The sequence below is a fragment of the Cupriavidus pinatubonensis genome (assembly GCF_019602855.1).
Classification (GTDB): Bacteria; Pseudomonadota; Gammaproteobacteria; order Burkholderiales; family Burkholderiaceae; genus Cupriavidus; species Cupriavidus pinatubonensis.
The window spans coordinates 427061-440418 of record NZ_CP080767.1 but is presented as its reverse complement, the minus strand read 5'-3'; the positions used below and the strand labels follow the sequence as shown (position 1 = coordinate 440418).

At 64.7% G+C, this 13358-nt stretch carries 13 protein-coding genes; 2 read left to right on the top strand and 11 right to left on the bottom strand.

Annotated features, from left to right (window positions below; all coding sequences use genetic code 11):
• Window positions 1-7: 7 nt before the first annotated feature.
• From K2O51_RS14510 to K2O51_RS14475, 8 genes are all read right to left on the bottom strand, one after another.
• Window positions 8-1219: a pyridoxal phosphate-dependent aminotransferase gene (locus tag K2O51_RS14510; protein ID WP_220631268.1), complete on the bottom strand. Its 1212-nt coding sequence runs from the start codon at window positions 1217-1219 to the stop codon at window positions 8-10.
• Between the two features lie 430 nt (window positions 1220-1649).
• Window positions 1650-4931: a pilus assembly protein gene (locus K2O51_RS14505; RefSeq protein ID WP_220631267.1), complete on the bottom strand. Its 3282-nt coding sequence runs from the start codon at window positions 4929-4931 to the stop codon at window positions 1650-1652.
• A gap of 80 nt (window positions 4932-5011) precedes the next feature.
• On the bottom strand, window positions 5012-5557 hold the full coding sequence (locus K2O51_RS14500; RefSeq protein WP_220631266.1) for a pilus assembly PilX N-terminal domain-containing protein: 546 nt from the start codon (window positions 5555-5557) through the stop codon (window positions 5012-5014).
• A gap of 3 nt (window positions 5558-5560) precedes the next feature.
• The gene (locus K2O51_RS14495) at window positions 5561-6598 is read right to left on the bottom strand and encodes a PilW family protein (protein ID WP_041679804.1); all 1038 of its coding nucleotides are present in this window, start codon (window positions 6596-6598) and stop codon (window positions 5561-5563) included.
• Window positions 6598-7200, bottom strand: a complete 603-nt coding sequence (gene pilV, locus K2O51_RS14490) for a type IV pilus modification protein PilV (RefSeq protein ID WP_011296591.1) — start codon at window positions 7198-7200, stop codon at window positions 6598-6600. The genes K2O51_RS14495 and pilV overlap by 1 nt, the downstream gene beginning before the upstream one ends.
• Window positions 7197-7685 (bottom strand): GspH/FimT family pseudopilin, encoded by a 489-nt coding sequence (locus tag K2O51_RS14485; RefSeq protein WP_011296590.1) that lies wholly within the window; start codon window positions 7683-7685, stop codon window positions 7197-7199. Before K2O51_RS14485 ends, pilV begins: the two co-directional genes overlap by 4 nt.
• A 2-nt stretch (window positions 7686-7687) precedes the next feature.
• Window positions 7688-8128, bottom strand: coding sequence for a type IV pilin protein (locus tag K2O51_RS14480; RefSeq protein ID WP_011296589.1), 441 nt, complete (start codon window positions 8126-8128; stop codon window positions 7688-7690).
• 289 nt (window positions 8129-8417) lie between these two features.
• A complete protein-coding gene (locus K2O51_RS14475) occupies window positions 8418-9743 on the bottom strand; it encodes an aspartate aminotransferase family protein (RefSeq protein WP_220631265.1) in 1326 nt (441 codons plus the stop codon).
• Between the two features lie 323 nt (window positions 9744-10066).
• On the opposite strand from K2O51_RS14475, the gene K2O51_RS14470 reads away from it, so the two are divergent.
• Window positions 10067-10960 carry a MurR/RpiR family transcriptional regulator gene (locus tag K2O51_RS14470; RefSeq protein WP_011296587.1) on the top strand — a complete coding sequence of 298 codons (894 nt, stop codon included), beginning with the start codon at window positions 10067-10069 and terminating at the stop codon, window positions 10958-10960.
• Window positions 10961-10969: 9 nt separating this feature from the next.
• Here the strand turns inward: K2O51_RS14470 and K2O51_RS14465 are convergent, their stop codons facing one another.
• Both K2O51_RS14465 and K2O51_RS14460 read right to left on the bottom strand, forming a co-directional pair.
• Window positions 10970-11878 carry a glutamate/aspartate ABC transporter substrate-binding protein gene (locus K2O51_RS14465; RefSeq protein ID WP_220631264.1) on the bottom strand — a complete coding sequence of 303 codons (909 nt, stop codon included), beginning with the start codon at window positions 11876-11878 and terminating at the stop codon, window positions 10970-10972.
• A gap of 122 nt (window positions 11879-12000) precedes the next feature.
• Window positions 12001-12477: an ion channel gene (locus tag K2O51_RS14460; protein ID WP_011296585.1), complete on the bottom strand. Its 477-nt coding sequence runs from the start codon at window positions 12475-12477 to the stop codon at window positions 12001-12003.
• Window positions 12478-12636: 159 nt separating this feature from the next.
• Between K2O51_RS14460 and K2O51_RS14455 the strand changes: the two genes are divergently transcribed.
• Complete coding sequence (locus K2O51_RS14455) at window positions 12637-12885, top strand: hypothetical protein (protein ID WP_011296584.1); 249 nt, start codon at window positions 12637-12639, stop codon at window positions 12883-12885.
• Window positions 12886-12959: 74 nt separating this feature from the next.
• Here K2O51_RS14455 and K2O51_RS14450 read toward each other — a convergent pair whose 3' ends face one another.
• Window positions 12960-13286: an RcnB family protein gene (locus tag K2O51_RS14450; protein WP_011296583.1), complete on the bottom strand. Its 327-nt coding sequence runs from the start codon at window positions 13284-13286 to the stop codon at window positions 12960-12962.
• Window positions 13287-13358: the final 72 nt, after the last annotated feature.

Here is a 13358-nt window from a genome sequence, read left to right as displayed (position 1 = left end):
CGCAGGCTCAGCGCCCGATGAACCCGCGCAGGCGCCGCACGCCTTCATCGAGGCGATCCGTGTCGCACGCATAGCACCAGCGCACGAAGCCCTCCCCTTCATCGCCGAATGCGCTGCCCGGTGCCAGCCCCAAACCCGCTTCCCGCACGAGCTGCTTGCACAGGGCCAGGCTGTCCGTGGCGCCGGACAGGCGGAAGAACACGTACATCGCGCCCTCCGGCGCATGCGCGTCCACACCGGGCAAGGCGGACAGCGCATCCACGAGGTGGTCGCGCGCCGTGCGCAACCGCTGGACGAGGTCGCGCGTGAACGCTTCGCCTTCGCGCACCGCCGCCACGCCTGCCTCCTGCACGAACGAAGGCGCGCACGAGGTGTTGTATTCGATCAGCTTGCCGAGATCGTCGGTCATCGATGAAGGCAACACCATCCAGCCGAGCCGCCAGCCCGTCATCAGCCACGCCTTGGAAAACGAGTTGACGCAGATGACGCGCTCCTCGCGCGAGGCGATGTCCAGGAACGACGGCGCGGTGCGGCTGTCGCCCCCACCGGGTTCATCGCCGTAGTAGAGCCGCTCATAGACCTCGTCGGCAATGATCCAGATCCCGTGCCGGCGGCAGTGGTCCAGCACGGTAAGTTGTGCCGCGCGCGACATCACCCAGCCGGTCGGGTTGTTCGGCGAATTGACCATCAGCGCACGCGTGTCCGGCGTCAGCGCCGCGAGCAGCTTGTCGACATCGAGCGTCCACCCGTGCGGACCATAGTCGAGCGAAACGGTTTCGACCGAGGCGCCGAGGATCTTCGGGATCTCCACCAGGTTGGGCCATAGTGGCGTGACCGCCACCACGCGATCGCCAGGCCCGGCAATGAGCTGGGCCGCCAGCATCAGGCCGTTGACGCCGGCACTCGTGACCGCGACGTTCTCGATGCGCGTGGCGCCATGCAGCGCGCCGACATAGTCGGCCAGCGCACTGCGAAGGGGCGCGATGCCGAGGTTGTGCGTATAGAACGTGGCGCCACCCGCCAGCGCACGCGCCGCGGCGTCGCGGACGAAGTCCGGCGTGACCTGATCCGATTCGCCGAACCAGAACGGCAGCACCTCAGGCAGGCCGATGCCGGCGTTCGCGACTTCGCGGATGCGCGACGCGCGCAGATTGTGGACGGCGTCCCGGGCGAGAGGAAGTTGCGGATCAGGCGTGTGGCGGCTTGGGCTGTCTGGCATGAGCGTTCCTGCGGTTGCGAGCGAGATGCCAAGCGTAGCGCAAAGCGCCCGGGATGTTGCTATCTTGCCGGACCGTAAAGCCCCGGCGATCGTGTGTTGTCGTCCTGGGGTGGGCCAGACGGCCTTAGCTTGAGGCCAAAGCTGCTGCTTTGCCCGCGGTCGTCGTGGCTGGGGCGCAAGGAGTAGAGGTCCGAGCGGGCCGGTCGTGCCGCCTGGGCGGCAGATGCCGCCGCGGGCGCGCTCGCGGGCTGGCCGCCGGCTGCACGCGCCGGTGGCATCAGAGCCAGCAACACCAGGAACGGAACAACGGATCTTTGCAACACGGAAAGCGCCCGCCAGACGGCGGCGACGTAAGCGACGAAAACGTCGACGAAGCCGATATTGTGGCAGGCGGCCGGAGCCGCCGCCAGCCGTGCGTTCGGTCAGGACATCACTTGTCGATCTGCGAGTACCAGTAAAGGCGCTTTCGCTTGCCAACGCCAAGCGGCACGACCTTCTGGCCACCCAGTGGCGATGTATTGTTGCCGCCGCCTGGCCCGGTCTGGTTGCCGCCGCCGATCAGCACACCGACGTTGCCGGTCACACCGGAGGCATTCGTGATCGACACGATGCCAAACACCGGCGACGGCGGCAGGCCGCCACCGTCGAACGTAATGAAGCGGTTGGTATTCTGCCCAAGCCCGGTCAGGAACGAAACGGAGTAGCCGCGGGCCACGCCAAGGTCCGGATAGCAGGCACCCGGCGTCGGCACGGAAGGCGTATTGGTGCCGAAGTAGGTGTAGCCCGAGACCGTCAGCGGCGCATTGACGATCTTCTCGCCCTTGGCCAGCGTGATGTAGAAGCCCTTGCCGCTGGTCGAGTCCACATACTGGGTGGCCGTCGCATCGAACAGGTTCGCTTCGGTCAGCGGCGTCCAGGTGGACGGCAGCCCGCCCGACAGCGTCGTGTCCTTGATCACATAGAACCGGTTGACCACGTTGTAGGCCGTGCCCGCCGTGGTCGATGCAGAGTAAAGCGGATGCTCACGGTCGCCCGTGCCCATCGTGATGGCGTCGTAGGTGCCGGTGGAGACTACATCGGGTGCGTACAGGAACTTGCGCGCGTCGTTGGTGTTCGCCGCACCGCCAAGCGCCGCGAGCTTGCCCATGGTCCATGCGGTCGGTGCAGTGCCTGCGCTGGTCTCGAAATCGACACGCCAGACATTGCCGCCGACGTCGCCCACATAGGCCTTGTCGATATAGCCATCGCCGTTGCGATCCACCGCCGCCACATCGGACGGGACCGCGCGTGACAAGCCCGTCGGGCTTGCGCAGACGGTACTGGCGAGCCCGGTACAGTCGCCCAGCCACGCGCGCACCACGCCGCCTGTCAGCGCGTCCAGCACAATCACGCCGCGCCCGCTGGTGTTCGTGCCTGGCGCCGGGTCGCTGTCCTCGGCGGTGTCGTAGCCTGCGCCCATGACGAGCACCGGGTTGGTGTTCCCCTTCACCAGGACCACGCGCGGCTGCGACCACGTCTGGCCCAGTTCGGGAATCTGCGTGTTCGTCGTCGACCAGAGGTACTTCGGATTGATCGGGTCGGTCACGTCCATGGCATAGAGCAACGCGCCCCCGCGACGCGCGGTGATGTACAGGATCACGCGCGGATTCTTGGGGTCGCGCAGATCCTGGTAAAGCGTGGTAGTGCCATCGAAGAAGTAGTCGCGCGCCGTGCCATAGGTGGATCCGGGCAGCTTGATGGTGGGTGTATTGCTGTAGATGCGGCCCAGCTTGCCGTAGAACTCCGGTGGCACGAAACCCCACAGTTCGCCGCCCGGCCGCACGCCGCCGATGCCGCTCGACTGGTTGCCGTTGATCGCGTGGAAGACGCCGTCGTTCGCGCCGTAGAAGACCACGATGCCGGTCGATCCCCCATAGTTCACGACGACCGGGCGTGAATGCAGCACATCGCCATGAATGGAGGGGCGCACGGTCACCGCGCCGCCAGGCCCTGGTTCGGCCTCCGCGCCCACCGCGCTGGTCGAGGTGCCGGAACCGGAACCGCTGGATCCCTTGCCGTTGCCGGACGATCCGGACGCCGCCGCAAGCGCGGCATAGATGTCCGCTCCGCGTACCCAGTTGACCATGTTGCTGACGTCCGTGGCCGTGGTCTTGAGCGCGGCCTGCCCGGCAGTGCCCACCAGCCACGTATTGCTGGTGTCGAACGATGCCAGCGCCGTGTTCGCTGCGCACGCGCCATTGGCGCACGTCAGCAGCCGGCGGCCGGTCTGGGTGGTCAGGTACTGCGCGCGCAGCATCTCGCCAGCGCCCCCCTTTTCGACGATTTCCCCATCGGCGAGATCGAGCGCTCCGGAAGAACCGGACGGGCTGTTGGCCCAGAAGCCGGTTGACGGCCAGCTTGTCACACTGCCCGTGCCATAGCCGCTGCTGCTGAAACTGAGTGGCGGCTCGGCGCTCCAATAGCTCTTTGCGTTCGGCGAAATGAAGCCTGTGCCGGCATTGCTGATTGCGCTTTGCTGGTTCGGGCCTGCGGCCGTCGAATCCAGCATCACGATCTGGTTGTTGCTGTCATAGCCAAGCTTGTACTGCTTGAGGTTCCCGATCCAGCGCGGTGCCGCGGTGGCGTCCGGACGGAACATGCCGATATAGACCTGGTTCAGGTAGGTACCCTGGCTGTTCACGCTGACTGGCAGGCTGACCGACGCAAACACGTTGTTGACCGCCTGCATTTCGCTGAAGATCTCCAGCAGCGCGTTGGTCATGGCAGTGATGTCGCCCATCTTGACGACATAGGACTTGCCGCCGCCGTTGGTGGCCATGCTCTGGGTGAAGGCAACATAGTCGGGATTGTTGCCGTCGGTCACTGCAATCGTGTACGTGATGACGTTCTGGTTGTTCACCAGGCTGCCATTCACGTCGGTCTGATACATGAACCGCGCCCACTCGTCACCCCAGTTGCTCTGGTATTTCGTATAGGACCCCGGTATGGTGATCTGCTGCTGTTGCGCAGCCGTTGCCCCGGCAGCGGCAAGCGTTGCAGCGGAGAGCTGCCCACCGTCCTGAGGCTTGCCGTTGTTCATCGCATTGGCGATGTAGATGATGAAATTCCGTTGGCAGGGGTTGGTGATGGGCGACCGGTTCGCATAGTTGGTCCCCGAAATGCCGGTCTTGCCGGCAAAGAAGGCCCATGCCTCCTGCATACCGCCGCCCACCTGTGAACCGTTGCCCTTGTCGCCATTGCGGTCGATGGTCTTGAGGTAGGCCATGAAGTTGGCCGTGCCCGTCGCGTCCATCAGCGGCAGTGCGGGCGAGGGCGGCGGGCTTGGCGGTGTCGCTGCCTGGAACTTGAATTGTCCGCCGTAGTTGCTGCTGTTGCCGAACATCATCAGGCCCATGTTCATGTTGCCGGCCATGGCGGGGTTCTGCGCCAGCGTCGCCACCGCCGCGTGCAATGCACACTGTTCCGCGCCAACGTTGCTCGTGCTGTTCCCGGATGAAACGTAGCCCGGCGACGTGCAATTGACAGTCACGTTCGCGTCCCAGGCCGCGGCATTGTCCAGCAGGATCAGGACATTGGGCTTGGCATTCGAATTGTTCTGCAAGCCGGTGAACAGGTCGATGTCCTCGGCCCGGGCGCTGCCAGCGCCGGCAAGGGTCAGCAGCGTGAGCGCGCACGCGGCATGGCGACGAAGGCTGCGGCCCGGATTTGGCATGCTGGTTCCTGAATGATGAGTTGTAGGACTGGAGATTGCCCTGGAGCAATCTCGCCGGCCAAGTCGATGCATGGCGTCTGTCAGGGACATACCGCTGGCGCGGGGACGCGCACACCGATGCCTTGATGCACCGTCACGGCGGTATTGGTCGCGGCCGCGTCGGTCACGGTCGATGCAACGTCCCACTGCGTGGATTCGCACAGTGAACTGCCGGCGGCGCTGTTCGACCCCGTGAGGATGCCGGTGTTCTGGCTGCCACTGCCGACGAAGCACGAGACATCGTTCGCATCGTTAAGATCCAGCTGCGTGTTCTTGATCGGCAGCGCCGAGGTGCAGGCCGGCACCGCAACCTGGGCCGTGTAGTCCGTCTTGCCATCCGCGTTCAGGTCCACCGGCAGCGCCACCGCGGCGGACGCCGGTGCCGAAGTGAAGTCCTGACTGATCACCTGTTCAACGGCCTGCTGGGCCGCATCGCGTGCTTCCACGGTGTGCTGCTGGTTCGCGGCTACCTTGACGTTGACCAGGCCCGAATTGACGATCGTCAGCGCCATCAGCATGAACATGGCCAGGAAGATCAGCGTGACGATCAGCGTCACCCCAGACTGGCCGCGGCGAATTCGTTCCACTGCTTACTCCCGTGTGCCGGCCACATTGACCAGCCGCGCAACCGTCGAGTAGACGTGGCGCTTGTAGCCGTCATTGAAGGGACCGCTGGCCGTGGCGCGGCCCAGGTCATAGGTGCGGTTGTCGACCTGGCCCATGGACTGCTGCAGCGTTCGCGCCAGCACGCTCACGCGCATCGTCGTGACGTTCGACCAGTTGGTCAGCGGGACGCTCCAGTCGTAGCCGGGGACACTGGTGCAGGCCGCCGCATTGTTGGCGCCCGGATCGTCCACATAGCAATCCGCGGAGCCGTTGTTGTCGAGATCCATGCCGTAGATCACGTGCATATCCTGAATGCCCTGCGCCAGCGACTGGCTCTGGAAGGCGCCGTTCACGAGCTCCGCCATCTTGAGCGTCGGAATGCCGTCGCCGCCATTGCTGCACAAATCGCACGCGGACAGGTAGAAGATGCGCACCACCGCTTGCCGCAACGGCGCGGGTACGGTCGGATCGCACGCCTTGGTCCGCATGGTGAACGCCGGGGCGCTGGCGTCGAAGACAAAGGACACGCTGTCGTCGGGGCAGGACGATACCTGCAGGTACGGCACGCCCGCCGCAGGCGCGGCCGAGGTCACCGTGGCAACGCGGCGCATCACGACGATCTCCGATCCTGCAGTGACATCCGGCAGGCATGGCAGGACCGTACCCGGCGCGAACCCTGTCACGGCCAGCGGCAGCGTGATGGACGGCGATGTGGAAAAGCCGAGCGCCGCGGGCGACGTCGCGCATGGCACAGGCTGGGGATTGGTCGGCGTGGCGCCCTTCGCGATGCCGCCCGCACCAAAGAAGCCCGCCAGCTCCGCATCACGCCGGATCAGGTCCAGCGCATAGCGGCCATTCTCGATCTGCTCGCTCGACTTGATGAGCTCGGACCGCGACATGCTGTTGGCGTAGTAGAGGCTCGCAAGCGCCGTCAGCAGCAACAGGCCCAGCGTGATGCCGATCATCAGCTCGACCAGCGAGACGCCGCGCTGGCGGCGCAGGATGCTTCGGTGCCCCGCCATCATGACAGCACCCCGATCCGGACTTGCGTGCTGATGGCGCGCCGGTAGGCGTCATTGCCATACTGGTTCTGCCCGCAAGGCAGTGACGGCGCGACCGTCTGGGTAAGCCCCTGCCAGGTCACCGTGACCCGATAGATCTGGTTGACCACATCGACGTTCTCGATGCAGCCGCGCGCGCCGATCATGGCGCCCACCGCCTGCGCGCCGCTCGCACTCTGACGGACTTCCCCACTGCCGAGCAGTGCGGCGTTCCAGGCCTGGAGATCGGCCGTCGCCATCGCCTGTTGTGCTGCGGAGCCCTGCGTACATGCCGCAGGCGCTGCAGCGCCGGTGCCCAGGCTCATTCCTGTGGCGCCGTTCGAATAGCACGTGGCAATCTGCCGATTCGCATTGAGCCGCGTGGCCATGTCCTGCAGCAGCGCAATGGCCTGTACCCGCTGGTAGGACTCCATTTCAGACTGGCTGGAACGCGCGACCAGCCCCGCTGTGCCCATGAGGGCCACCAGCAGGATGACGACCGCCACCAGCACCTCGATCAGCAGAAACCCCTTCTGGGCGACGACCAGGCGACCCACGCGCGCCCTTGCCTGATGACGCCTCATGAGCAGACTCCGGTCGAGGATGCGACGCGGCCGGTCGGACTGATCTGGACGCACACGGTCGAGGCACTGGTCGCGCCGCTGGAAGGCGCAACCTGGAAGGTCAGCGTGCCACCGGCGAGGCGGCCGTCGTTGCCGACGCTCAGCGCATTGCCGCCGCTCGCGGCAATGGCCAGCCCCTGGTACGGCCCGAAGCTGCGAACCGTTTCAGCACCTACCGAAACGGTCCAGCCCGCCGTCCAGGCGGCACCAGTAGTCGACATGCTGACGTTCGCATTGCGCTTGACCGCCTCGCTGCGTGCCAGCAGCAGCGATGAACTCAGGTCCAGCGCGGCACCTCGTACGCGCTGCATGGCGATCATGGACGAAAACGAAGGCGCTGCCGCGAACGTGATGATCGCCAGAATCGTCACGACGGCAATCATCTCGACAAGCGTGAATCCGCCGCGACTGGCTTGAGGCAAGGGAGACGAGCCGAAGGCAGCCATGTTCAGTTCCAGCAGTTGGAACCGCTGCCCGACGCTGACTTGACGCCGGCACTAGTCAGGGTCAGGGTGCCGCAGGACGTATCGCCGCTGAGCTGCGAGCCGACGGGCGTTGCGACGATGTTGTATGCAGGGGGTGGACCCGCAACGAGCGCGGTGGTGACGGTATAGTTGGTCGCGACGCTCGATGGCACAGTGGTGTACCCGAGCGTAGCCATGCTGGACGCGTAGGCGCGGTTGTCGAGCAGATATCGCTCTTGCGCGCCCGAGACTTCGAGCATGAACGCCTCGGCTGCCGCCCGGTTCGAGCGCAACACGTACCGCGTATAGGACGGAATGGCGATGGCCGCCATGATGCCGATAATGGCCACGGTGATCATCACTTCGATCAGCGTGAACCCACGCGCCTGCCTGGCGCTGCGCAAGCGCGCGCACCGGCATGGCATGCCGGCAGACCCACCTTCCCCAATGACCCGAAACGACAGCGTTACAAGCTTGACCCTGCTGTCGTGTCGCACTGCAGGGCTTCTATGTCCCATGCTCGCGCTCCGAAGCTTATTTATGTGGCGGCCGACCTATTTCCGGCGGCTCTGGCGCGAAGTGTAAGACACCGAATTGTATGGGTCAAAGAAATTACTATGTGGACCGTGCGGCGTTGCGGCTACAAGACAGGCCGGTCATGTACCCCAATGATCACAATCGTGACAAATAACGGCACGCCGCACTGTTGTGTCGCTAGGCGGGCAACACCGCGGCGACCGCAGCCGTGAAGCGCTCCACGATCTTGTCGATGTCCTGCGCCGTGCAGATGAATGGCGGGGCGAACAGCACGTGGTCACCATGCACGCCGTCCACGGTGCCGCCCATCGGGTAGACCAGCAGGCCGTGCTGCATGGCGGTGCTCTTCAGCCTGGCATGGGTTTTCAGCTTCGGGTCCAGCGTCGCCTTGCTGTCGCGGTCGGCGACGAACTCGACGCCGACAAACAGGCCGCGGCCGCGGATATCGCCAAGGTTCGGATGGTTGCCCAGCGATTGGCGCAAACGCGCGCGCAACTGCTCGCCGCGCTGTCGCACATTGGCCAGCAGGTTGTCTTCGGCGATCGTGCGCTGCACGGCCAGCGCGGCGGCGCATGCCGTGGCGTGGCCGATATAGGTGTGGCCATGCTGGAAGAAGCCGCTGCCGGCGACGATGGTGTCGTAGATCCGGCGCGTGGAGATCATCGCGCCGATCGGCTGGTAGCCACCGCCAAGGCCCTTGGCAATGGTGACGATATCGGGCACCACGCCATCTTCCTCGCAGGCAAACAGGTATCCGGTGCGGCCCATGCCGGACATGACCTCGTCCAGGATCAGCAGCACGCCGTACTTGTCGCAGACAGCGCGAATGCGCTTCAGGTAGTCGCCCACCGGCGGCACGGCGCCGGCGGTGGCGCCGACCACGGTCTCCGCAACGAAGGCCGCGACGTTCTCGGCCCCGAGTTCCTGGATCTTGGCCTCCAGTTCGTCAGCGAGCCGTTGCGCATATTGCGCGTCGGTCTCGCCGGCCACCTGGTCGCGGTAGGCATAGCACGGCGACACATGGTGTGCGGGCACTAGCAGCGGCAGGAATGGTTCACGCCGCCATGCGTTGCCGCCAATGGCCAGCGCGCCGAGTGTATTGCCGTGATAACTCTGGCGCCGCGCGATGAAATGGCGGCGGCTGCCCTGCCCCAGCTCGACGAAATACTGGCGCGCGAGCTTGAGCGCGGCCTCGACCGCCTCGGACCCGCCCGAGACGAAGTAGACATGTTCCAGATCGCCGGGCGCGGCCTGCGCCAGCGTTTGCGCGAGCGTTTCGGAGACCTCGGTGGTGAAGAACGAGGTATGCGCATACGCGATGGTGTCGAGCTGCGCCTTGATCGCCGCGATCACGCGCGGATGGCCATGGCCCAGCGACGACACCGCCGCGCCGCCCGAAGCGTCGAGGTAGCGGCGCCCCTCGCTGTCGACCAGTTCGACGCCGCTGCCGGCGACCGCGACGGGCAAGGTTTGGCGCGGGTTGCGATGAAAGACATGGGTCATGGCGATCGGTCCTGCGAAATGGAGAGTCAAGAATTCGAAGCGTCGAAGCGGAGCCGGGCGGCGCGCCGTGGACTTACAGGTTCTAGTCCCGGTGGTCGATATACAGCGAGCGCCGCCGCACGGTTATGGCAAGTATAAGAAGAAGGCTGTCCAATTTGCAACATATGTTTCATTGATTGCAACACAGGAATCGGATGCTTCATTTGCACGCAGCCGACACAGCGTCCCGCCGTCCGCCGCAGGACATGGCTGCGACAACGGCCCGGTAATGCCGAGGCGCTGCAGCTGTGCAACAATCGTTACAACCCCAATCCGGAGTACCAATGTCGTCCGACAGCATCACCCCGCCCGAAGACCTGGATGCACTGCAGGCCCGGCTGCGCGCGAGCTTTCCGACACTAAGCCTGCAGTTCCAGAGCGGCGCTCGTTACCTGCTGGACCATCCGCAGGACGTGCCGGTGCTGTCCATGCGCAAGATCGCTGCCAGTGCGGGGGTGCAGCCGGCTACGTTGGTGCGACTTTCGCAGCACATGGGCTTCGAAGGCTGGCAGGGTCTGCGCGAGCTGTTCGTCGACGCGCTGCGCGGCAGTTCGCAGCCGTATGCGCGCCGTGCGCGCAAGGTGGTGCGCGACGGCGGCACGAGCCGCATGCTCGGCGAGATGCTGGAAGCGCAGCACAACAACCTCGACCAGATCGGCGCGGGCAATGAGAATGCGCTGCAGGCCGCCGCCGACCTGATGTCCGGCGCGGCGTGCGTGCACGTGGCGGGGTTCCGCTCGTGCTTCCCGATCGCCTTTACCTTCCACTATGTCTACCGGCTGTTCCGCAGCACCGTGCAGCTCGTGCGTGGCGACGCCGGCACGCTCGAGATGGAGCTGCGTGCGTTCACCCCACGCGATGTCGTGATGGTGATCAGCTTCGCGCCGTACTCGCAGGAGATCATCCGCGTGGCCAGCGCCGCGCGCGAAGCCGGCTGCAAGGTCGTGGCGCTGACCGACAGTTCGGTCGCGCCGATCGCGCTGGCTGCCGACTGCACGCTGCTGTTCTCGGTGGAAAGCCCGTCGTTCTTCCCGTCGATCACGGCCGGCATCGCCACGGTCGAAGCGCTGGTCGAGCAATTGCTGGCGCGCAAGGGCAAGGGCGCGATCCGCGCGCTGGAACTGGCTGAAGGCGAACTCCACCGCGCCGGCGCTTACGTGCCGGCGAGCCGCAGTTAGTTGCCAGGCTTATTCGAAAGCCTCGTCGTTCGGATTGGCGTAGGCCTTCTTCACGGGCTCGCTCATCGGGAACTCGAAGTTGATGTTCTTGGGCGGCACCGGCTTGAGGAACCACTTGTCATAGAGCGTGTTGATCTCACCGCTCTTCATCAGGCCGGTCAGGACGCCGTCCACAAGCTGCTTGAAGCCGGGATCGTCCTTGCGCAGCATGAAGCCGTAGGCCTCGAACGACTGCGGCGTGCCGACCACCACCCACTCGGCCGGGTTCGGCGCCAAAGTGCGCGCGCCCGACAGCAGCACGTCATCCATCATGAACGCCGCCACGCGGCCCGACTGCAGGATCAGGAATGATTCGCCATAGTCCTTGGCGCTCTGGATCGTGATGTTGGCCTTCTTCTCGTCGTTCAGGCGCCGCAGGATGCGCTCGGATGTCGTACCGGCGTTCGTGACCACCGCCTTGCCGGACAGGTCGGAGAAGTCGTGCACCGGGCTGCCCTTCTTCACCAGCAGCCGCGTACCCGCGACGAAGAACGTGGTGGAAAACGCCACCTGCTGCTGACGCGACTTCAGGTTCGTGGTGACGCCGCATTCGAGGTCGACCGTGCCGTTCTGCACCAGTGAAATGCGGTTCTGCGAGGTGACCGGCACCATGCGGACCTGCAGGTTGGGTTGGTTGGTCTGCTTCTTCACCTCGTTCACCACACGGTCGCAGAGGTCCTGCGAGAAGCCGATCACCTTCTGGTTGCTGTCGTAATAGGAGAACGGGATCGAAGAGGTACGGTGGCCGATGGAGATGGTGCCGGAGGATTTGATCTTGCTGAGTGTGGGGCTGGCTGCGACGTCGACGGCATGGGCCAGGCCGGCGGGCAGGCTGGCCGCCAGGGCCAGGCACAGGAAGGTGGCTTTCACGGCGTTCATGGTGGCTCCTTGGGATTGAGGAATCCGGGTAAGGGAATGCTAGGGGCCAGGAAACATTCGTTCCATTATGGATAACCATGAAACGGTTGTTTTGTTGGACGGGGTGATCGCTCTTGGCACCACTATTTGCCCGACCGCTTTTCCGCCTCCTGCACTTCATCGATCTGCCAGTCGCGCCGCATCATGACGTAAGTGAACGAGGTCGACCAGCCGATCAGGATCAGGCCGACCAGCGGCTCGATACTGGCGATCAGGCGGCTGGCACCTATCGGGTAGATATCGCCGAGGCTCTGGGTGGTGTAGGTTTCCAGCGCGAAGTAGACGTAGACCACGGGCGTTATCTCGCGGCTGCCAGCGAGTCCGCCGAGGCCCAGGCCGTGGTCGGACAGCCAGAAGCCGAACGCGAAGACCATGGCCTCCAGGCAATGGACCAGGATGATGCAGACGATCAGCACGCCGAGGTTCATGCGGCCGCTCCAGCGCTTGGGGTGCAACGCCCAGAACAGCCGCAGCGCTTCGTAGTGGATGGCAACCGCCGTCACCGTCAGGATGGCGGCACACACCAGGGCCAGGGAATAGTGCTCGGCAGAGGATTCCATGCGAGATCAGATCGGTCGGGACGAGAACGGCCAGCGGCCTCCAACATAACACCGGAATGCCTGCCGGGGCACCCGCCGGCACAGCGCCGCACTGCGACAGGCGCCGGCATTGCGCATGGACTATGCTGGATTTCCCAACCTCATAAAGCGGGAGGGAATGTGCGCAAGACTCTATCGATCCTCGCGGCCGTGCTGCTGACCAGCATCAGCGGCCTGGCACTGGCCCATAACTGCCCCAACGAGATGAAGGCCATCGACGCCAAGCTGTCGACCAATCCGGCGCTGTCGCCGGAAGACGCCGCACGCGTGCAGAAACTGCGCGCCGAAGGCGAGGCGTACCACAAGGCCGGCAAGCATGACGAATCCATGAAGTCGCTTCAGGAGGCAAAGAAGATCCTCGGCATCTGAACGCCGGTAGCAAAAAGAGCCGCCCGCGGGCGGCTTCTTTGTTGCAGGAGGGATGAAGTTTGCGGCGATCGGCCTCAGGTCCCGGCACCCACCTGCTGGATCACGCCATTCGGCGCAACCAGGTAGTACTGCGCCCCCACACCGACCCAGTGCGTGCCCTTGCGCGGCGCCGGCAGGCTGTATTGCTTCCAGTTGTCGATCACATACTGACGGTCGCGGAATTCAGTGGGCAGGCGATCGCCCTTCTTCCATTCCTCAACCTGCATGTAGGGCGACGAGGCAGGGGCCGGAGCCGCAGGTGCGGCCTCCTTGTGCTTTCCCTTGCCTTGGGCAAAGCTGGCGGAAGCTGTGAGGACGCCAGCGATCAGCAACAGCGCGGGCAGCGCTTTTTTTGTCTTCATGGTGATCTCCTTGCGTACGGAAAACGGAACTGCCGGAGCAAACAAGCAGTAACTACCAGCTTAGTCACAAAT

What these genes read in the sequence shown, in the direction of transcription:
- K2O51_RS14475 (WP_220631265.1), bottom strand. Translation starts at nt 9,743, where the DNA reads ATGACCCATGTCTTTCATCGCAACCCGCGCCAAACCTTGCCCGTCGCG.
- K2O51_RS14480 (WP_011296589.1), bottom strand. Translation starts at nt 8,128, where the DNA reads ATGCCATGCCGGTGCGCGCGCTTGCGCAGCGCCAGGCAGGCGCGTGGG.
- K2O51_RS14465 (WP_220631264.1), bottom strand. Translation starts at nt 11,878, where the DNA reads ATGAACGCCGTGAAAGCCACCTTCCTGTGCCTGGCCCTGGCGGCCAGC.
- K2O51_RS14485 (WP_011296590.1), bottom strand. Translation starts at nt 7,685, where the DNA reads ATGGCTGCCTTCGGCTCGTCTCCCTTGCCTCAAGCCAGTCGCGGCGGA.
- pilV (WP_011296591.1), bottom strand. Translation starts at nt 7,200, where the DNA reads ATGAGGCGTCATCAGGCAAGGGCGCGCGTGGGTCGCCTGGTCGTCGCC.
- K2O51_RS14450 (WP_011296583.1), bottom strand. Translation starts at nt 13,286, where the DNA reads ATGAAGACAAAAAAAGCGCTGCCCGCGCTGTTGCTGATCGCTGGCGTC.
- K2O51_RS14470 (WP_011296587.1), top strand. Translation starts at nt 10,067, where the DNA reads ATGTCGTCCGACAGCATCACCCCGCCCGAAGACCTGGATGCACTGCAG.
- K2O51_RS14460 (WP_011296585.1), bottom strand. Translation starts at nt 12,477, where the DNA reads ATGGAATCCTCTGCCGAGCACTATTCCCTGGCCCTGGTGTGTGCCGCC.
- K2O51_RS14510 (WP_220631268.1), bottom strand. Translation starts at nt 1,219, where the DNA reads ATGCCAGACAGCCCAAGCCGCCACACGCCTGATCCGCAACTTCCTCTC.
- K2O51_RS14505 (WP_220631267.1), bottom strand. Translation starts at nt 4,931, where the DNA reads ATGCCAAATCCGGGCCGCAGCCTTCGTCGCCATGCCGCGTGCGCGCTC.
- K2O51_RS14495 (WP_041679804.1), bottom strand. Translation starts at nt 6,598, where the DNA reads ATGGCGGGGCACCGAAGCATCCTGCGCCGCCAGCGCGGCGTCTCGCTG.